Annotated in this window: 15 protein-coding genes; 4 read left to right on the top strand and 11 right to left on the bottom strand. The window is 64.3% G+C overall.

Annotated elements, in window-relative coordinates; genetic code table 11:
• Positions 1-50 precede the first annotated feature (50 nt).
• From J3P84_RS00900 to tagH, 11 genes are all read right to left on the bottom strand, one after another.
• Positions 51-1,778 carry a formylglycine-generating enzyme family protein gene (locus tag J3P84_RS00900; RefSeq protein WP_434627082.1) on the bottom strand — a complete coding sequence of 576 codons (1,728 nt, stop codon included), beginning with the start codon at positions 1,776-1,778 and terminating at the stop codon, positions 51-53.
• Positions 1,771-2,967: an FtsX-like permease family protein gene (locus J3P84_RS00895; protein WP_434627080.1), complete on the bottom strand. Its 1,197-nt coding sequence runs from the start codon at positions 2,965-2,967 to the stop codon at positions 1,771-1,773. Before J3P84_RS00895 ends, J3P84_RS00900 begins: the two co-directional genes overlap by 8 nt.
• The gene (locus tag J3P84_RS00890; RefSeq protein WP_434631576.1) at positions 2,967-3,683 is read right to left on the bottom strand and encodes an ABC transporter ATP-binding protein; all 717 of its coding nucleotides are present in this window, start codon (positions 3,681-3,683) and stop codon (positions 2,967-2,969) included. Before J3P84_RS00890 ends, J3P84_RS00895 begins: the two co-directional genes overlap by 1 nt.
• Positions 3,683-6,760: a protein kinase domain-containing protein gene (locus J3P84_RS00885; protein WP_434627078.1), complete on the bottom strand. Its 3,078-nt coding sequence runs from the start codon at positions 6,758-6,760 to the stop codon at positions 3,683-3,685. The genes J3P84_RS00890 and J3P84_RS00885 overlap by 1 nt, the downstream gene beginning before the upstream one ends.
• Complete coding sequence (locus J3P84_RS00880) at positions 6,757-7,488, bottom strand: PP2C family protein-serine/threonine phosphatase (protein ID WP_434570876.1); 732 nt, start codon at positions 7,486-7,488, stop codon at positions 6,757-6,759. The genes J3P84_RS00885 and J3P84_RS00880 overlap by 4 nt, the downstream gene beginning before the upstream one ends.
• Positions 7,489-8,145, bottom strand: a complete 657-nt coding sequence (gene tagF / locus J3P84_RS00875) for a type VI secretion system-associated protein TagF (protein ID WP_434627076.1) — start codon at positions 8,143-8,145, stop codon at positions 7,489-7,491.
• The gene (gene tssM, locus J3P84_RS00870; RefSeq protein ID WP_434627074.1) at positions 8,142-11,642 is read right to left on the bottom strand and encodes a type VI secretion system membrane subunit TssM; all 3,501 of its coding nucleotides are present in this window, start codon (positions 11,640-11,642) and stop codon (positions 8,142-8,144) included. The genes tagF and tssM overlap by 4 nt, the downstream gene beginning before the upstream one ends.
• Positions 11,639-12,949 (bottom strand): DotU family type VI secretion system protein, encoded by a 1,311-nt coding sequence (locus J3P84_RS00865; protein ID WP_434627072.1) that lies wholly within the window; start codon positions 12,947-12,949, stop codon positions 11,639-11,641. Before J3P84_RS00865 ends, tssM begins: the two co-directional genes overlap by 4 nt.
• 6 nt (positions 12,950-12,955) lie before the next feature.
• A complete protein-coding gene (tssK, locus tag J3P84_RS00860) occupies positions 12,956-14,290 on the bottom strand; it encodes a type VI secretion system baseplate subunit TssK (RefSeq protein ID WP_434602265.1) in 1,335 nt (444 codons plus the stop codon).
• Positions 14,291-14,305: 15 nt separating this feature from the next.
• Complete coding sequence (tssJ, locus tag J3P84_RS00855) at positions 14,306-14,812, bottom strand: type VI secretion system lipoprotein TssJ (protein WP_434627070.1); 507 nt, start codon at positions 14,810-14,812, stop codon at positions 14,306-14,308.
• Between the two features lie 68 nt (positions 14,813-14,880).
• Positions 14,881-16,323, bottom strand: a complete 1,443-nt coding sequence (tagH, locus tag J3P84_RS00850) for a type VI secretion system-associated FHA domain protein TagH (protein ID WP_434627068.1) — start codon at positions 16,321-16,323, stop codon at positions 14,881-14,883.
• A gap of 405 nt (positions 16,324-16,728) precedes the next feature.
• On the opposite strand from tagH, the gene tssA reads away from it, so the two are divergent.
• The 4 genes from tssA to J3P84_RS00830 all read left to right on the top strand — a co-directional run bounded on the left by tssA (position 16,729) and on the right by J3P84_RS00830 (position 20,577).
• Complete coding sequence (tssA, locus tag J3P84_RS00845) at positions 16,729-17,754, top strand: type VI secretion system protein TssA (RefSeq protein ID WP_434627066.1); 1,026 nt, start codon at positions 16,729-16,731, stop codon at positions 17,752-17,754.
• 81 nt (positions 17,755-17,835) lie between these two features.
• Positions 17,836-18,351 (top strand): type VI secretion system contractile sheath small subunit, encoded by a 516-nt coding sequence (gene tssB, locus J3P84_RS00840; protein WP_186633609.1) that lies wholly within the window; start codon positions 17,836-17,838, stop codon positions 18,349-18,351.
• 12 nt (positions 18,352-18,363) lie between these two features.
• Positions 18,364-19,860, top strand: coding sequence for a type VI secretion system contractile sheath large subunit (gene tssC, locus J3P84_RS00835; protein WP_305497874.1), 1,497 nt, complete (start codon positions 18,364-18,366; stop codon positions 19,858-19,860).
• 228 nt (positions 19,861-20,088) lie between these two features.
• On the top strand, positions 20,089-20,577 hold the full coding sequence (locus tag J3P84_RS00830) for an Hcp family type VI secretion system effector (protein WP_186615146.1): 489 nt from the start codon (positions 20,089-20,091) through the stop codon (positions 20,575-20,577).
• Positions 20,578-20,657: the final 80 nt, after the last annotated feature.

Raw genomic sequence — 20,657 nt, 5'->3', positions numbered from 1 at the left:
ACAGCCCTATCGCCGCCTGAGTCCCTTCCAAGCTCGCTGACAACGAACACTCAAGACCGCTGAGCGCTCGATGCGAGCAATTCCTTCAATATCGCCGCCGGGTCGGCTCGTTTCTGCTGACGATAATCCCCGACATGACGAACGAATAACGTTGCACGCGCCACCAGGCTCTTGCCCAGTACCGGTTTGCGCTCCAGCTCTTCCTTGATGCGCTGGAACTGCGCCTGGATCACGGCATCGGTGTAGCGCGTGCCGGTTGCCAGGTTGTCGATGTAGATCGCCACCGCGCCATCCAGCGCGCTGCGGCCGTTGTCGATGGCCGTGGCGAACAGCGTGGCGCTGGCCTCGTCCTTGGCGTCCAGGGCCGCCTGCCGGCTGTTTTGCAGGTTGGTCAGGCGAATGTTGTAGTTGTTGATGGTCTCCGCCACCAGGGCCGAAGACTGGATCAGGTTGCCCGCCGCTTCCTCGCGCTGCTGGGCGATGAGCGAGACGTTGCGCTTGAGCTCTTCGTTGACCAGCCCGAGCTCGGCTTGCAGGCGCGGGTCGGCGCTGGCGGCGATAATGCTGTCCAGGCGCTTGGTCGGGTCTTCGGCATCGTCGATGGCATCGGTGAGGGACGCGAGCCGGCCTTCCTTCTGCCATTGAGCGAACAATTCCTTGTAGCGCGAGCGCGGCGCCGACAACGCCCCGACGGCCACGCGAAAGCCGGTGGTTTCGTTGCTCTGTTCGGTGCCGTCGGCGGCGAACAACGGGTACTCGCGGCGCATGCCGGTAAACAACGTGCCCTCGCCTTCCAGGTAATTGCCACCCTTGACTACAAAACCGCCATAGGCGCCCTGACGGCGGCCGGCATGCACAAGCTGGAAGGATTCCTGGACCATCTCGGCGGCGTTGCCCACCACATCGAACAACCCGATCGGGTTCGCCAGCTTGGTGCCGATGGGCATCAGTCGCGCCGCCTGGCCGGTGCCACCGGCGACCTGGTTGAACACCGCCCAATCGGCCAACGGCCCGTCGCTTTCGCTGCCTTCCAGGCGTCGGGGAAACAATCGTCCTTCCAGGTCCTGGCGGCTCACGGCATGTCCACCACGGGCGGCGAATTCCCATTCGACCTCGGTGGGCAGGCGCACGAAGCCCAGCCCACCGTCTTCAGCGGAGGTACCGCGGCCGCTGACCGGCAACAGGTCCTTGTGGTATTTCATCAGCCAGGCGCTGTATACCGCCGAGAAGCGCTCGGCCTCGAACTTCGACAGCTTCACCTTGGGCAAGCGCCCGGCCATGCCTTGGGGCAACTCGGCCAGCAGCGCCTCGCAGGCCGGTGCCGGCTCGCCGCTGGCCAGCGATTGCGCCTGCGCCATGACCTGGGCGTACTGGCGGGCGGTCACTTCGTATTTGCCGATGAAGTACAGCATCGGCTTGAGCGGCGTCTTGGCGTCAGTCTTGGGCATCAACGGCGTGATGGTCTTGTTCCAGTCCTTGGGCAAATCCTTGAGGGTGAACTGGCCGTTGATGAAGTCGCGCCGGTAGCCGGAAATGAACGACTGTTGATAGCCCGCCTCGCCTTCGCTGAACGGGTAGCCGAGGCTGATCTCGCGGTCGTCCAGGGTGCCCTGGGCGAGGATGTAGACGTAGCGGAACACCATCTGCCCCTCGCACGGCAGCGGCAGGCTGACGTCGTCGGGCAATGGCTTGGGGTTGTCCAGTTTATCCGTGCCTTCATCAGCCCAGACCAGACCGGCCAGGCTCAGCGCCACGGCGGCGCCCAATAACTTATACATCGCGAATTCCTTCACACGCCTGGATGCGCGCCACCCGCCAGCCGCCACAGGCCGCCGCGACGGCACTGACGCCGAGCACGGCCACCAGGGCCAAGGTGTAATGGCGCACCAGCAGATGGCTGGCGTATTCGCCGGGCATCTGCGCAAATAAATGATTCAGGCCCGACTGCGCCAGGCCATACAGGCCAACACTCAGCAGGGCCGCAAACATGGCACTGTAGAGCGCCTGCAAGACCACGAACAACAACAGCGCCGCCGTGGACACACCCAGCAGGCGCAACACCGACAGCTCCCGGCGCTTGCGCTCGACGGCCGCCAGGGCACCGGCAAAAATCGCCGCGAATGCACCGGCCAGCGCCAAGCCGGCGATGATCCAGAACACGATCGACAGGTTGCGGCTCAACGATTGCACTTGTGCGATGGTATGGGCCTGGGTCGACACCAGCAGGTTCTGTCCGGCGAAGTACTGACGCAGCGGCTCGACATCGCCGAGGCTGCGGGCATACAAACGAAACGCCGGATAAACCCGCTGCCCGGCCTCGCCCAGCGCATCGCCCGGCCAGCCGAACGCGGGCACGGCCCGGCCGTCGCGATAATCCTCCGCCGCCTCGAGCAATGCCAGTGGCGCGAACAGACCGTCCCGGGCGAAGGCCTCCAGCGGCAGCACCTGCAACACCTGCACCCGTGTGCGCTGCGCCTCGCTACGACCGGCCACCTGCCGGCCGAAACTGGCCTGCAACCAATCGCCGGCCCTGGCGCCGAGTTTTTCCGCGGCGGTCTGGCTGAGCACCACTTGCTCCAGGCCTTGCGGCACCGGCAGTTGGTCGAACAGCGGATCGCCCATGGCCGTGGGAATCATTTCGACCGTGACCGCCGAAGCCTCATTGCTCAGGTCCGCCGTGGCCGCGATCTGCCGGGTGCGCGGCAAGGCGAAAGCCACGTCGTTGCGCTGCCCCAGTTGTTCGACGAATCCGGCGCTGAAACGGCCGCCGCCCAAGGGGATAATTTCCCGGGTCGCGGGGTCACGTTCCAGGCGCTCGGTCAGACTGCTGACCAGACCGAACTTCAGGCCGAACAACACCAGCAATGGCGCCACCACCGCGACCAGCGCCAGCACCGAACAGGCCGACAGCCAGGCGTCGTTGCGATAATCCTGCCAGGCCAGGGAAGCCACCAGCGCGCCGCGCATCAGCAAGCCTCCCCAAGGGTGGCGGTGACGCCGCCGTCCGTGTCGCGACGGCAGCTGATGCGTCGCACCTGCAAGCCGCTGGTGCGGGCCAGTGCCTCGTCATGGGTGGCAACGACGCAGCACACACCCTGCTCCCGGGCCTGGGTCACCAGCAACTGCATGACGCGCTCGGCGTTCAACGGGTCCAGCGCGGCGGTCGGCTCATCGGCCAATAGCAGGCGCGGGCCATGGGCCAAAGCGCGGGCGCAACTGACCCGCTGGCGCTGACCCACGGACAGGTCCGTCGGTTTCTTGTCCAGTTGATCGGCGATGTCCAGTTGTCCAGCCAGGCGCGTCACGCTGCCGTCATCCTTCAAGCCCAGCAATTTGCGCGACAACGCGATGTTGCCGCGCACGTCCAGGAAGCCCAGCAGGCCTCCGGTTTGCAGAACATAGCCCAGGTGACGGCTGCGCAGCTCGGCCAAGGTGTCCTGTTGCGACGCACGCCACAGTTTGGCGATGTCCAGTGGCGTATTGGCGGGCGTGAAATCGAATTGCCCGGCCTGATCCGGCGCCAGCACCAGCGCGAGCAAGTCCAGCAGGGTGCTCTTGCCGCAGCCGCTGGGGCCGACCACCGCCAGCTGTTCACCGCCACGCAGTTGCAGCAGTGGAATCACCAGGCTGTAGCGCTGGCTGCCGGTGCCCCGGCTTTTGTGCACGGCGTTCAGGTTCAGCATCACGGCAGCGTCGACAACGGAACGCGGTACAAGGCATCGCCCGGCTCGGCATCGCCGAAACGCACCCAGTTGGCGAGATCGTTGTGGAAGGTTTCGTAGAGACGGATCTTCGACTCCAGCTCGTCGATGAAATCTTCCTGCTCGGCCACGCTCAAGGACAGCCACAGGTCCTGGGTCATGTTCAACGATTTGCTGCGGTACGGCAGCCCTTCCAGGTACTCGCCGAGGATGCCGCCGGTGGCGAGATTGCCGCCCTTGCGCAGGGCCGACGGGTCGCGGCTCATGTAGGCGCTGGCACTGGCGATTTCCTGGAAGAAATCCTTGGGCGAACTTTGGGTCTTGCGGGCCGCATCGACGATCAGCTTCAGCGATTGCTGCAGGTCGTTGAGCTGCAGCTTGGTCAGCATCACGCAGACCTGGAACGCCGGCAGCGCCGGGTTGGTCAGGTCGCGGTCGGCGGTCCAGGCGCTGACCAGTTGCGGCGCCTGGCTAGCGGTTTTGCGGCCGAGGAAATCCATGTGCATGGCGTAACCGACCGCCGCCGATTTGTCCGCCAGGCTTGGCGCGGCGCTGAGCAGCGGCACGCTTTGCGGCTTGTTGCTGCGCACCTGGTGCACGAGATCGGCGAACACCGAACCGATCTCGTCGACCCGCTCGCCGAACTTGCGCACGTCGGCGCCCGGCACCGGGATGTACAGGTCGCCGATCTGTGGATTGGCGTCGGCCGTCAGGGTGCGGTACTGGGTCTGGGCGCCGGCGTGGGTTTTCTTGCCGGCGTCGCTGAGCAGGTGCAAGGCGTAGATCTTGATCTGCTTGCCCAACGCGGCCTGGCGCACTTCGGCCTCGTTCATCTGCGTCGCGGCAAACGGGTCGTTCTTGCGCAGGGCACCGGCATCGGTCACCAGCAGGATCAGGCGCCCGCCGTAACCGGACCAGTCCACGCCTTCCACGGCTTCCATGACCCCGGCAAACGCATCCTCGTTGAACGAATGGCTCGACACGGTAGACGCCTTGACCTGCCGCGCCATCTCCAGGAAGCGTTGCGGGTCGCGACCCTGCTCCAGCGTGATCAGAGTCTTGGCGGTGTACTCCAGGCCTGGGGTTTTCTTGATGCTGCTGCGGAAACCGACCATGCCGAAGCTGACGCTGTCCAACTCGCCACGTTCGCCGATGCGGGTCTGCAACTGATGCACCACGTCGCGGACCTGATCGATATAGGGCTGCATGGACACGGTGGTGTCCACCACCAGCACCACGGCGGTACGGAACGCGTCGGCATTGGCGGAGGTGATCGGCGTGTTGGTCGCGGCCTTTGGGGTGTTGCCGGGGTCGATGGAGGCAACGTTCAGCAACTGCACCGGCTGGCCGTTGTCGTCGAAGCTTTCGCGCGAATCGAAGATCGGCAACAGGTAGAACTGGTTTTGCGGTACGGCGCTGGCGGCCGGTTCCAGGGCCAGCACTTGCTGGTTGTCCTGAGGGCTTTGCTGGGCCTTGAGCAACGCATTTTTCGCGGCGGAAGGGTTCGCCAGGAGCTTCTCCACTTCGCCGGGCTGGCGCAGGAACATTACCGGCGCACGGCCGGAGCGTTCGGTGAACTTGAGCACCAGGCTCTGTTTCCAGTCGCTGACCTGGGCGGCGGGCAACCAGCCGTCGCTGCGCCCGTCGGTGGCCGCGCCGACCCGCACCCAGGCGCTACCCTCCACGTCTTTGCGCTGATACACATACAACACCGAGAACGCCGGCAGCGACTTGCCCGCTGCGGCGCCCGGCGCGTCGGCGAGTTTCGCCCCCGGCTTGCTGAGCACACGCTGGAATAGGGTTTTCTTGCCGGCCATCAGCAATGGTCGCTGGCCGCCATCGGCCTCGGTCGCCACGGGCGGGTTTATTGGCGGCGTCACGGGTGGCTTGGCCGGTGGCGCTTCAGGTTGTTTCTGCGGAGTCTTGTTGACCGGCGGCGTGGACACCATCGGCGGCTTCGCGGCTTTGCCATCATCGCCGGACAGCCACCAATAACCTGCGCCGCCCAAGGCCAGCGCCACGGCGACCGCAACGGCGGCCAGGGCGAACACCGGCCGCTTGCGCTGCTCCGACACCGGCGACTGAGGCGTCGGTTTTACCGGCGGCGGGATCGGCCTGGGCTGCGGTTGTGCGTAAGCCGGGCCACTGGGAATGTCGATGGACACGGGCGTCAGGCCGGCCAAGTCATCCACCGGAGGCGGCGCGGCAGGCAGTTCAAACGACAACGGCCGGATCAGCGTCGCTTCCGACGATTCCTCTGGCAGGTTATCCAACGCGCGCAGCAACGCAGTCGCATCCGGGAAACGCTCCGCCGGATCCTTTGCCAGCAGTTTGCGCAGCACTTCCTGGTAACGACCGTGGTGCACCGGCAACTCCGGCAGCGGTTCGGTCAGGTGGGCCAGGGCCGTGGACAGCGCGTCGTTGCCGATATACGGCAGCTTGCCGACGAGGATCTCGTAGAGCACCACGCCCAGGGCGTACAGGTCGGCGCGGCCGTCGATGTCTTGCCCACGGGCTTGCTCAGGGCTCATGTAGCTGGGCGTGCCGACGGCAAACCCGGCCTGGGTGAACTGGGTGCGATCGTCCAGGGACTTGGCGATGCCGAAGTCCGAGAGCACCGCCGTGCCATCGGCGCGAAACAGGATGTTGGCCGGCTTGACGTCACGGTGCACCAGGCCCAGGCCGTGGGCGTAACCCAGGGCCGAAGCGATCTGGCGGATGTAGGTCAGGCCCTGCTCCGGCGTCAGGCCCGCGGCGATGCGTTCCTTGAGCGTGCCGTTGGGCAGGTATTCCATCGCCATGTAGTACAGCTCACCGACATTGCCGATGTCATGGATGGTGACGGTGTGCGGGTGCGACAGGCGCGCCAGGGTCTTGCCCTCGCGCAAGAAGCGCTCGCAGAAAGTCGGGTCGGCCGCCAGCGCCGCGGCCATGACTTTCAACGCGACCTTGCGCTCAAGCGAACGCTGGGTCGCCAGGTACACGCTGGCCATCGCGCCTTCGCCGATCTCGCCATCGATGTCGTAGCCGGGGATGACAATATTCAGGGGCAAGCTCATGACGGCACCTTCACAACGACCACGGTAATGTTGTCCGGCGCGCCGCGCATCAGGCCCAGGGACACCAGGCTGCTGGCGATTTCGCCGGGCTCGTCGTGGCTCAATACTTCTCGGATTTCTTCGTCCTCGACGGTCTTGGTCAAGCCGTCGCTGCACAGCAGGTAGCTGTCGCCGGGCACCAGCAGCAGCTCGGTCATCGCCAGGTTCAATTGCGCCTCGACGCCGATGGCGCGGGTGACAATGTTGGCCCGCGGATGCACGCGAGCTTCGGCCTCGCTGAGCAGGCCGCTGTCCTGCAGATCCTGGACGTAGCTGTGGTCGCGCGAGATGCCTTCCAGCACGCCGTCGCGCAAGCGGTACAAGCGGCTGTCACCGGCCCACAGGCACATGCCGCGCAGGTCGCGCGTGGCCAGCACCACCACGGTGCTGCCCATCATGGTCACGCCACGGTTGGCGGTTTCTTCGCGCACGGCGGCGTTGACCCGCAGCAGGTCGCTTTGCAGCGCCGCGATGTATTCGTCCAGCGAGCGGCCCACCGCAATGCTACGCAGGCTGTCGACAATCAGGCTGCTGACGTAGTCGCCCGCCGCGTGCCCGCCCATGCCGTCGGCGACCACCCACAGGCCGTTTTCCGGCAGGTCCAGGCAGGCGTCCTCGTTGACCTGGCGGACCATGCCGACATGGCTTTTGCTTGCAGACTTGAAGGCTTTTCCAGCACTTGGACGCATCTACACAACACCTTCTTGGCCGAGCAAAAATTGCGCAAAATCAGCGGCGGCCGGCAGTCCCTGGCACCGCATCAAACCGGGCGCGATGCGCTCCGAACCTTGGCCCCACCACAGGCTGACGCCTTCGCAAGCCGACTCGGCGAGGGCGCTCATTCGCCGCTGCGAATCGGTGGCATCGAAGCGATGCAGGCTGGCGAAGCGACTGCTCGGGGTGCGCGGCAGGTACATCGGGCCATCCAGGGTTTCCAGCTCCGCGTTGAAAGCTTCGAAACTGGCCTCCACGTTCAGTGTGCTCAACAGCAGGTTCTCGACCCGCTCGAACCAGTCGTCCGCGCCGCCGACCACCGAGGCCGGGTCGGCATCCGGGTCGAGCAACGCTGCAACGGTCAGCGGGAAATACCGCCCGACCCGGTCAATGCTTGGCATCACCACGCCAACCCCAGCGTCCGGCCCGCAAACGCCGGGCGCGACCATGAAGCGCCACAGCGGGCTGACCAGATAGGCATCCAGCCAACGCTCGCCGAGGCTGGCCTGGCTGGCGAGCAAACCCGCCGCCAGCCATGAGTCCCAAGGGCCGATAAAACTCTGCGGCAAGCCACGGCTGACGAAGTCCCCACGGCTGGCCAACTTTCCATAGAAACCCGCTGTACTGCTCATAGGCGCTCCGGCAGGCTGAAGCCACTGAGTACCCGGCTCTTGAATGGGTTGAAGGCGCTGTTGGCCCGCAACTCGTAAGAGGCGCTGGCGCCATCGACACGCAGCCGCAGGTTGAAGCGATCCGGCGAGTTGCCAGCGGTCAGGTCCGACTGCTCCAGCAATCGGAACCAGGCCCATGGCCCATCCAAGGTGATGCCGGAACGACCGCTGGACGACGGCGGCATGATCGAGATGCGCACCACACCGATGCTGCCCGGGTTCGGCCATTGCATGGCGGTCGGCCGGCTCGGGCCGTGATCGTAGCTCAACTGCTGGCCGTCGAGGTCGAGCAGGAATTGGGTGATGGTCGAATCCATCGCCACCGGCTTGAGCTCGAAGCGCACCATCGGCTGCGTGCCGCCGGAACGGAAGAACGCATCGCGAATGGTCGCCGCGCGCTGGAAGGTTTGCAGCACACCCGGGGAAATCCCGAGCTTCTGCGCGGCGCCCGGCTGCCAACGCCAAGTCGGGGCCGAGGTATCGACGTAGGGTTGCAGGTACTTGCGGAAGTAGTTGTCCATCACCCCGCCGACGCCGAAGAATTGGCCGAAGTCATCGAGGGTCGCGTCCCGCGCGCTGCCCGGCGACATCGGATAGCGCCCGGCCAGGGATTGGCGATAGATATTCACCACTTCGCTGGTCCAGGCAGCATTCAATTGATTGCGTACGCCGCCCATCATGGTGTTGGTGGTGGAGTTGACCACCGACTTGACCAGACCCTGCACCAGCGGTGGCTGGCGTTCAGCGTTGAGGCTGACGCGGGTGGCGGCGGCCGACGCCTGGTTCTTCGCTTCGCCGAGCAAGGCGTCGCCGCTGGCGCCGACCATGGCGCTGACCTGCACATACAGGGCGTTCATGTCGGACAGCAGGCCGTCGATGGCCGCCGGTTCGCCTTCGCTCTTGCTGACGATGCTGTTGAGCTCGGCGAAGTGCGCGGTGATCGGATCATCGCTGGTTTGCGGCGCGTTTGACGTTGTCTGCTCCTGGCCGAGCAGGCTGCCGAGACGCTCCTTGAGCTTGTCCACGCCGTCGCCCGCCGGTACGCCTTGGGCGGCGAGCAGGCGTTCGTCCTGTTGCAGGTCGGTTTCCTTCGCCACCGCCACCAGCAGTTTTTTCAGCGGCGAGGTCGGGCCGGAAATCACCCGCAGCACATCGGCGGCCTGGGCCACGCTGGTGATCGGGACGAAGTCGATGTCGGCCAGCAAGGCGTCCCATTGGCGCATGTAGTCCTGGAAGTACAAGCGACGCACATCGGCGGCGAGGCTGGCGACGTTCTGCTGGTCGGCCTGTTCGTGGCCCAGCACCCATTGCTCTTCAGCCAGGGTGCCGGTTTGGCTCAGGCTGCTGAGCAAGAAGCCTTGGCGGTAGCCCTTGACGGTGAAGAAGCCGCTCAGCGGTTCACCCAACGGCTTGCCGCTCTTGCGGCTGAACACCAGCGCGGCGTCACGCCCGGCGGCTTCGTTGATGCGGAAGTCGGGGATGCCGTCGGGCAGCTTCTGCCGTTTGATGCGGTCGTAGACGCGCTGGGCCACCGGCAGTTGTTGCAGCTGGCGGCGCAGGTCCTCGATCAGGCGTGGGTCCAGGCGCGCGGTCGGCGGACGCCGCTCGAACAGCGCCTGCAAGTGCCCGGTCAAAGCCTGACGCTGTTCGGCCGGCAGGTCGCGCGGCAGGCTGCGGTCCCAATCAAGCGCAATCCAGGCCTTGATGAAATCGGCGTCGTAATGCTCGTTGTCCGCGAGCATCAGGTAGGCCTTCAGCCCCTCGTAAAGGAAGTCCGAGTTGCCGCCGCCGTGCAGTTGCTCTTCGATGCGCGTCAGCAGGCGCGGCGCAAACACCGCGATCAGCAGTTTGCGATAGACGCTACCGGACTCGGCTTCGAGCATGTCGCCCTGATACAGGCCCAGGCCTTCGGCCCAGTCCGGAGCATCGTCGGCCAGATGCTTCACGGCGTTGAGCAGCGGCAATACCGCGAGTACGTCGCGCTGGGCCGGGCTGAGGTTCTGCACGGTCTGGCCCAGCGGCGCGACCTTCTGGTCGACCTGGGCGATGTAGGCCTGGTTGGCGCGGTAGCTGACCCACCACAACGTACCGACCACCAGCACCACCAGTACGGTAGACGCCAGCACGCCGCGGGCGATCCACTTGCGCCGGCGCTCGACTTTCGGGTCCACCCCCACCAGCCCGCGCTCGGCGAAGGCCACGGCGCTGAAGAGTTTTTCGATGAAGTAACTGCGCCCGGTACCGGTCTGGCGCGCCAGGTGCTGGCGGTCCAGGTTCATGCTTTGGGCCATGGAGCCGATCAGGCGATCGATCGGGCTGCCTTCCTGGGTGCCGCTGGTGAAATACACGCCACGCAGCAACACACGCTCTTCGAACGCATTGGGCTTGAACACGCCGTCGAGGAAACTTTGCAGGCAATCCTTCAATGCACCGAACTGCTGCGGGAAGCCGTAGATCAGGTCGCGCCGCGCCGGGTCGCGTTCCTGTTGCAGGCGCTCGACGAGGCGATCATTGAGGCGCTGCTCGAGCAGGGCGAATTCACTCTGCAGGTGCGCCAGCGGGCTGTCATTGCTCTTGCCGTCGTCCAGGGTGAAAGTCATGCCCCAGACCTGGGCGCGCTCTTCCTTGCTCAGGTTGTCGAAGTACTCCATGAACCCCGGCACCAGGTCGAGCTTGGTGAGCATCAGGTACACCGGGAAACGCACGCCCAGCTGCGTGTACAACTCCTGGATCCGCAGGCGGATTGCCGCCGCGTGGGCGGCACGTTCGGCGTCGCTGCCCAACAGCAGGTCCGAAAGGCTGATGGCGATAAACGCGCCATCGATCGGGCGTCGCGCCCGCTGTTTTTTCAGCAGGCCGAGGAAGCCCAGCCACGCGGCCTTATCGACGGTCGCATCGCTGTCTTGGGTGGTGTAGCGACCGGCGGTGTCGAGCAACACCGCCTCGTCGGTAAACCACCAGTCGCAGTTGCGCGTGCCACCGACACCGCGTACTGCGCCGGCGCCCAATTGCGCCGCCAGCGGGAAATGCAGCCCTGAGTTGACCAGTGCGGTAGTCTTGCCCGAGCCCGGTGGGCCGATGATCACGTACCACGGCAACTCGTAGAGGTTACGGCGCTCGTCACCGCCCAGCTTGGCTTTCTTGAGCAAGGCCAGGGCCTCGTCCATGCGCTGGCGCAAGGTTTCGAGCTCTTCGGCGGTGGCGATGCTGGTCGGGTCCGGCGGAGTCTGCGCGGCCAGGCTGCGCATGACTTCGGCGGCCTGCCGGCGGGCCTGGATGATGCGGAACAGGCGATAGGCGATCCATACCGCAAACACCAGGATGATCAGCGCCCAACGGCGCCCTTCAGGCACCAGCCAATCGAGCAGCGGGCCGACGAACCAGATGATCAGGCTCAGGGCGATCAGCCCCAGCAACGGGATGACCCAACGGGTCATGAAACTGAAAAACGCCTTCACTCGACCCCCTCCGCCAATACTGTGATTTCAACCCGACGATTGCGCGCCCGCCCCTCGGTCGTGGCGTTGGACGCCAACGGCTCGGTGTCGCTGCGGCCTTCGGCGCTGAAGCGCTCGGGCTGGCCGGTCTTGGCCGAAAGAATGTCCAGCACCGACCGGGCCCGTGCTTCGGACAAGGCCCAGTTGGACGGAAACCGCAGGGTGGCGATCGGACGATTGTCGCTGTGGCCGGTCACCAGCACCTGGCCCTTGACCTTGCGCACAGCATCGGCGATGCGCAGCATCAACGGCTGGAAATCATCCTTGATGCTGGCGCTGCCGGAGGCGAACAGTTCATCGCCACGGATGGTCACTACCGAGCGGTCGACGGCATCTTCCACAGCAATCCGGCCGGCCCTGATTTCATCGGCGAGGAACCCGGCCAGGCGCGGACGTTCGATCACTTTCGGCTGGACCACTGGGCGGTCGATGGTCTGCACCGGGATTTCACCGAGGAAATGAATATTCTTGAACACCGGCTCGGCATCAGCGGCCAGCTTCATGCGCAGGCCGAACAGCAACGCCAGCAACAGGGCAATGCCAATGGCCACGGCGATCCATGGCGGCATGAACTGCGCCAGGCGATCGCGGGCCACGGTGACCCCACGCCAGTGCGGCGACAGCTCGCGTTCGTAGTCGCCACGGGCGCTGCGGATGACCGCTGCGGTGCGTTCGCGCAGCGCTTCCAGTTGGCTGCGGCCGTCGTTCATGACCCGGTAGCGCCCTTCGAAACCCAGGCACATGCACAGGTACAAAAGCTCCAGCAGGTACAGACGCTCGCGCGGGCTTTGCAGGCAGTGCTCCAGCAGCTGGAAGACTTTCTCGCCGCCCCAGGCTTCGTTGTGCACAGTGATCAACAGGCTCTGCTTGCCCCAGTCGCTGGTGCCGCCCCAAGGCGTGCTCAGCACCGCCTCATCCAGCGCGGTGCACAAGGCGTAGCGGGCCAGCAAGACGTCGTTGCGCACCACGCCGGCGGCTTCGGCGCGCTCTTCGAACTGGCGCAGGTAGGCCAGCAATTGGGCGCGCAAGCTGGCCGGAGCCGGGTGGGCGATGGTGCTGCGCAAGCGCGTCAGCAGGGCCAGCAGCGGGCCGGCGGCGCTCTCCAGCGGGTTGAGGCCCTGGGCCTTGCCGGTCAACAGCGGCGCGGCCGGCATCGACAGCGGCGCCGTCGCGGGTGCCGGTTGCGGACGCCCCGGGTCCGGGCGGAAAGGGTCCGCGCCACGGCCACCGGGGGTCGGCATGAACTGGGTACGATCGTCGTTGCTCATCGCGGTTTATCCTCGGATCGCCCAGAAAGCCAGGTTCAGCCCCGGGAACTGGCCGGCGATGTGGAACGCAAAGCCGCCGGAGTTGCTCAACTGTTGCCAGTGATCGCTGCCCCGGTCCAGCTCGTAATAGGTGGATCCGGCGTGGTACGGAAGTTGGCGTGGCGCCACCGGCAACGGCAGCAGGCCAATGCCCGGCAGTTGCAGGTTGACCAGGTCGCGAATGTGCTCCACCGAGCCGACTTTGCTCTGCTGGCCGAAGCGGCCGCGCAGGGTTTCGGCGGGAACGTCGGCGCGCACCACGAGAATGAAACTGGCGCTGTCGAGCAGGGTCTTGTCGGCCAGCATCGCCACATGGATGCCGTAGGCTTTCTCGACAATCGGAATCGGCGTGGCCTTGCTGTCGATGAGCATCGACAGGGCCTCGCGCAAGGCTTGCATCACCGGCGTGAAACTCAGCACCAGGTCATCGTGCTGGTACTGCGGATATTCCTGCGGGCGGCGGCCGGATGCGGTAAAGGTCGAGAACTCCCCGGCCAGGCTCACCAGCTCGCTGTAGAAACGCTCGGGATGCAGCGGACTCAGCTGACTCAGGTGCTGGATCAACGGCTGCGCGCGGTTGACCAGTTGCAGCAGCATGAAATCGGCAATCTCCGAGGCCCCACCCGCGCCGGAGGCCACGACCCGCCCGGCCAGGGCTTCGCCGCGCTGGTGCAGCAGGCCCAGCAGCTCACTGCGGAACGCTGCCAGTGACTTCGAAGCCGCTACGTCCAGCAGCGGCGGGATGTAATTTTCATCCAGCACCAGGGCGCGATCGGCGCGTTTTTCCTTGATGCGCACCACGCCAATCGCGGCGTAATCGCCGATGCCATCCTGGGCGGTCAGCAAACGCAGCGCCCGGGAACCCACGGCCACCGGTGCGCGGTTTTCGAACGGCGCATTGTCATCACGCACTTCGCAGACCTGGCTCACGTAGCGCGCAGCGCCCAAGGGCTCACCTTCGTCCACGGTGTCGCGGGCGCCGGCGCGCTTGAGCGGCAGGGCCAGGTACACCAGGCCGTCACGCAGGTTGTCGTCAATGTTCAGCGGCGTCGGCGCAACGTCGTCCTGGGGAATATTGAACGGCGTGCCGTCGGGCAGCAGGCCCTTGGCCGAGATGATCGCCAGCTTGCCCTGGGCCAGCAGGCCCTGATCGATCAGCAATTCGGAAAAACCCCAGGCGCCTGCCGACAGTGGACGGCTGCGGGAATCGATGAGGTTTTCCAGGTAACGGTCATGCTGCTGGAAGTGCTGCGTTCCAATGAACATGCCTTCCGACCAGACCACGCGATTGTTCCAGGACATGGGGGCTCCGATTGCTTATTGGGCAGGGCTGGATGGGGGGACGACGACGGCGCTGCGCACGGCACGCACATCGAGGCTGATCTGGTATTCGGTGTATTGGCGCGCCGGGACATTCATCACCGTGCGCCACAGCGACTGGTCCAGCTCGCGATAGCCCACCAGGATTCCGATATGCCGGGTGGCCGGGTCGAGATCGCGTTGCAGGCTCAGTTGCTGGTCCGGCTGGATCAGCACTTCGTCCTGGTCGATCAGGTCAGCCCCCAATGTCGCCTGCGCCCGTTCGGCCAGGGCGAAGTAGTCGGCGCGGGCGAAGGTGGCGGCGTTCTTCAACTCGAAAATGCGCACCCGTACCGGCGCCGGCTGGCCGCTGGCGCCGGGGTTGAGCCCGGCGATGGCGTGGAAGTGCAACTCGACGGCGGCGGTGTCGGCTTCAGCCTCTTCGGGCTGGGGAGCGGCCGCATCCTTGGCGCACGCCGTCAGCAGAAGTGCTGTGGCGACTGCGAGTAAAAACCTGGGAATCATCCTGCGTCCTCAATGACGTTTGAGCTATCCGTTGTGTGCTTGAAAAGTGTTGTCTGGCCCGGTGCCGCTCAACGACGTCGCTGTCGCGTGCTGTGTTCTTCGTAGGCGCGGCTGAACTCCCGACCGAACAGGTCCTGGAAGTCTTCCTGGGCCTCCCGGGAAATGTTGCTGTAGAGCTCGGTGAATTGCTGCCAGTACTGGGCCTGGCGCGACCCGCTGAAAATCCCCGACAACCCGCCGGGCTTGCCCATGCGCTCTTCCAGCTGGGCCGGCTCGAAACGCGCCAGCAGATGCTTGATGGCCGCTTCCACACCGGCCATCACCGCCAGTTGATGCGCGCGTAAATCGTCAAAGCTGTCGCGCACCGCCACGTCCGGCGCCATGAAGGCCTGGTTGCCGTGGCGCAACAGCAACAGCAGGGCTTCGTCGACGTTCGGGGCAAATTTGAGCGGGTTGTTTTCCACCGGTTGGATCATTGTCTGCTGGATGCGGAACTCACCCTTGAGGCTGCTGCGGGCGCGCAGCACATCGATCAGGCCCTCGACCATCAATCGATAGCTGCGCCCGATGCTTTCCATCTGCGCCTCAGCCTGGACTTTGTCCAGGCGCAACTGATCCAGCCCGGCGCCGCGCAGGAACGCTTGCAGCAGGTCGGGGCCAGAGGTGTCGGTTGGGGTAGCCGTCGGCTCGACGCGGCTGACCGGCGCTTCGCGCGGTGGCGCGGGCTCGATCGGCGCAACGACTTGCGGGATCGGCGGCGCGGGAACGGGCTCGATCACCGGCAATGGCGGCACGGAAACCGGCTCCGGCAGCGGCGCGACGGGAATCGGCGCAACCGGCGCAGGCGTGTCGCTGAACAGGTCCCAATCATCCGGGATAACCGGAGCAGGCGTCATTGGCAGCGGTTGGACCACTGGCGGCGGACTCGGGCGCGGAATCGGCGTGGGCGGGCGGAAATCATGTTGCTCGGCCGGAACGTGATCGGGCTGGGTGGCTGGGGGGACGCTGCTCGGAGCAAGGAAGTCGAACAGGTCCGGCAGCGTGTCCATGGACGACACGCCCTGGAAATGCGCAGGCGTGGCCACGGGTATCGGCGCCGGCGTATTCACGGCGGCACCCTGGCGCCCCATCAGGGCTTCGAAGCTGCTGGGCGCTTCGGCGAACGGATTGCTGTCGGTGACCGGCAGGCTGAAATCCACGCGCGCCTGGATCTCGTAATCACCGATGCGAATGACTTCGCCATCCTGCAGCGGCTCGCTGTTGCCTTTGCGCAGGCGAATGCCGGCCTTGACCAACTCCACGCCATTGGTGCTGTTATCGGTCAGATAATAGCGCCCGTCCTTGTATTGGATAACGCAATGTTGCCCAGAAACCAGGCGCTCCGGGTCGGGCAATACCCAGTCGTTATCGGAATTACGGCCAATTGCCATCACCCCTTGGTTCAGGGTCTTTTCAGAACACTGTCCAGGGGTAATCTTGTGATAACTAGTGATAGTCAAACACAGCGGCATCTTGCCTCCTTGCTGATTACTTCTTTTTGCCGACGGAACAATGGACCTGAGCCCCCCGGCTGCGCGCTAAAAACCTTGCAAACAACCCGGAACGGCGTTTTGCCAGCATGATTGCTGATCTTAACCGGCCTGCGTGACAAAAAAACCTGCATCGGTGCCTGCTTCGACCTACCAGTCGCGCGGGTTGTTAAGCACCTCACAACTGTCACATCGGCGAAATAGCTTACCTTGACAAGGGATAAGTACTACACCAAAAATGCACAACTTCTTGAATATACATGATGGCACTTTAAGATCATCTCGCACTTATAGCGCCATTACGGTCAAGGAACATGTGAAGTTTCATCCGAAACTTTCATGTGCACTGCCCGACTTCTTCAGCGGGTGATAGGGAGATCGATCCAAGTGGATGTGCCTTTGCTGCTCGCCGCCGTTTCCGCGAATTCGCCTTGCGGTGAAGACCTGGAATATGACGCGGATTTCTTGCGCCTGGAACGCGACTCCCGAGGCCAGCCCGAGCGCAGCATGGGCGACTCGATTCTGCCTGCAGAACCCCCTGAATGGCGCAGCATCCAGCAGCAAAGCCTGGACCTGCTCGCGCGCAGCAAAGACCTGCGCATCACCCATTTCCTGCTGCAAAGCTCCCTGGCCCTGGAAGGCATTCCCGGCCTGGCCCGTGTATTGACGCTGATCAACGAGCTGCTCAAGCAATACTGGGCCGACCTGCACCCGCGCCTGGATGCCGATGATGACAACGACCCCACCGTGCGCATCAATGCCCTTGCCGGCCTGACGTCGGACGTCACCATCCGCCTGCTGCGCGAAAGCATCCTGGCTCGCTCGCGCACGTTCGGCAACGTCAGCCTGCGCGCCGCCGCCAACGCCAGCGGCTTGCAAAGTTTCCCCGATGAAAGCCTCGGCGCCGAACAACTCGCCGGCGCCCTTCTCGACAGCGATCCCGAGCAGCTGGAAGTCATTCGTGCCGCCCTGCTGGAAGCCCGCAGCGCCGCCGAATCCATCGAACAGCAAGTCAGCGACCAGGTCGGTTCCGCCCAGGGCGTGGACCTCGGCCCGCTGAAACAACCGCTGAAGATGGCCCTGCAGATTCTCGGTCAGTTCGCCCCGCAGAGCGGCGACAGTGCCCTTGCCGATCCCGTCGAAACCGACAACGCCGCGCCGGTTGAATACGCCAGCGCCCCCAGCACGCCGCGCAGTACCGTCGCCGGAGAAATCAACAACCGCGACGATGTCCTGCGCAGCCTGGACCGGATCCTGGCGTACTACACCCGTCATGAGCCCTCCAGCCCGCTGCCGGTGCTGTTGAACCGGGCGAAGAATCTGGTGCACGCCGATTTCGCGGCGATCGTACGCAACCTGATTCCCGACGGCATGAGTCAATTTGAAAACCTGCGCGGCCCGGAAAGCGAATAAAAAGCGAGCGGATCACGCAGTCACGTCATAGGTACCCCCGATGACGCCAACACCGTCGCTCAAGCGACCAGGAGCAGCAACGTGGCGAAGCAAAGTTCTCAGAAATTCATCGCGCGCAACCGCGCGCCTCGAGTGCAGATCGAGTACGACGTCGAGCTCTACGGCGCCGAGAAAAAGGTCCAGTTGCCCTTCGTCATGGGGGTAATGGCGGACCTGGCCGGCAAGCCCGCGGAGCCTCTGGCGCCGGTGGCCGATCGCAAGTTCCTCGAGATCGACGTCGACAACTTCGACTCGCGTCTCAAGGCCATGCAGCCTCGCGTGGCGTTCCATGTGCCTAACGAACTGACCGGCGAAGGCAACCTGAGCCTGGACCTGACGTTCGAAAGCATGGACGACTTCAGCCCTGCGGCCGTGGCCCGCAAGATCGATTCGCTGAACAAGCTGCTCGAAGCGCGCACTCAACTGGCCAACCTGCTGACCTACATGGACGGCAAGACCGGCGCCGAGGAAATCATCATGAAGGCGATCAAGGACCCAGCGCTGCTGCAGGCCCTTGCCAGCGCGCCAAAGCCCGCCGATGCAGAGCCCAAGGCTTAAGGACAAACGATCATGAACGATTTGGTACGCGACAATCAGCCCCAGAACCTGGGCGCCACCGAAGAAACCAGCGAGTTCGCCTCGCTGCTGCTGCAAGAGTTCAAGCCCAAGACCGAACGCGCCCGCGAAGCCGTCGAGACCGCCGTGCGTACGCTGGCCGAACAGGCCCTGGCGCAGACCGACCTGGTGTCCAACGACGCCATCAAGTCGATCGAGTCGATCATCGCCGCGATCGACGCCAAGCTCACCGCCCAGGTCAATCAGGTCATCCACCACCCGGACTTCCAGCAACTGGAAAGCGCCTGGCGTGGCCTGCATTACCTGGTCAACAACACCGAGACCGATGAGCAGCTCAAGATCCGCGTGCTCAACATCTCCAAGACCGACCTGCACAAGACCCTGAAGAAATTCAAGGGCACCGCGTGGGACCAGAGCCCGCTCTTCAAGAAGATGTATGAAGAAGAATACGGCCAGTTCGGCGGCGAGCCTTACGGCTGCCTGGTCGGCGACTACTACTTCGACCAGTCGCCACCGGACGTGGAACTGCTGGGCGAGCTGTCGAAAGTCTGCGCCGCCATGCACGCGCCATTCATTGCCGCCGCCTCGCCGACGGTAATGGGCATGGGCTCGTGGCAGGAACTGTCGAACCCGCGCGACCTGACCAAGATCTTCACCACTCCGGAATACGCCGGCTGGCGTTCGCTGCGTGAATCGGAAGACTCGCGCTACATCGGCCTGACCATGCCGCGCTTCCTGGCGCGCCTGCCGTATGGCGCCAAGACCGATCCGGTGGAAGCCTTCGCCTTCGAAGAAAGCACCGACGGCGCCGACAGCTCCAAGTACACCTGGGCCAACGCCGCCTATGCGATGGCCGTGAACATCAACCGCTCGTTCAAACACTTCGGCTGGTGCTCCCGCATCCGCGGCGTGGAATCGGGTGGTGAAGTGGAAAACCTGCCGGCCCACACGTTCCCTACCGATGACGGTGGCGTGGACATGAAGTGCCCGACCGAAATCGCCATTTCGGACCGCCGTGAAGCGGAACTGGCGAAGAACGGTTTCATGCCGCTGCTGCACAAGAAAAACACCGACTTTGCCGCCTTCATCGGCGCCCAGTCGTTGCAGAAACCGGCCGAATACGACGACCCGGACGCCACCGCCAACGCCAACCTGGCCGCGCGCCTGCCGTACCTGTTCGCCACCTGCCGTTTCGCCCATTACCTGAAGTGCATCGTGCGCGACAAGATCGGCTCCTTCAAAGAGAAGGACGAGATGCAGCGCTGGTTGCAGGACTGGATCCTCAACTACGTCGACGGTGATCCGGCGCACTCCACCGAGACCACCAAGGCCCAGCATCCACTGGCTGCCGCCGAAGTGATCGTCGAAGAAGTCGAAGGCAACCCGGGGTACTACAACTCCAAGTTCTACCTGCGCCCGCACTATCAGCTCGAAGGGCTGACCGTGTCGTTGCGCCTGGTATCGAAACTGCCGTCGGCCAAGGGCGCGTAAGGATTTACTGAGCGGTACGCAATGGAAAAATGTGGGAGCGAGCCTGCTCGCAAAAGCGGTGCATCAGTCGCCACTTGTGTTGCCTGAGACATCGCCTTCGCGAGCAGGCTCGCTCCCACAGGGGATCTTCAGTGGGTTGGAGAACACCCTGGTTCCGGTCGGCAACAAAAATTTTCGCAAGGTCAGCGTCAACCAAACAATGTGGTAAAGACCACACAGGGAGAAAACATGGCTGTTGATATTTTCATCAAGATCGGCGACATCAAGGGCGAGTCCATGGACAAGGTCCACAAGGACGAGATCGACGTCCTGAACTGGAGCTGGGGCATGTCCCAGACCGGTAACATGCACGTCGGCAGTGGCGGTGGCGCGGGCAAGGTGAGCATCCAGGACCTGTCGCTGACCAAGTACGTCGACAAGGCTTCGCCGAACCTGATGATGCACTGCGCCAGCGGCAAGCACGTCGACAAGGTCAAGCTGACCGTGCGCAAGGCCGGCGGCGAAAGCCAGGTCGAGTACATGATCATCAACCTGGAAGAAGTACTGATCACTTCCCTGAGCACCGGCGGCTCGGGCGGCGATGATCGTCTGACCGAAAACGTCACCCTGAACTTCGCCAAGGTGCTGGTGGACTACCAGCCACAGAAAGCCGACGGCACCAAGGAAGGCGGTCCGGTCAAGTTCGGCTGGAACATCCGTCAGAACGTCAAGGTGTAATCGAACACGCCCCCGGCGCCACGCGCCGGGGGTGTTTGGTGCTTGCTCGCAACCCATCCTTTCCCTTCCGGTGTCTGAGT

Source organism: Pseudomonas sp. Z1-29, assembly GCF_051131995.1.
GTDB lineage: Bacteria > Pseudomonadota > Gammaproteobacteria > Pseudomonadales > Pseudomonadaceae > Aquipseudomonas.
This window is presented reverse-complemented; position numbering and strand designations above follow the sequence as displayed.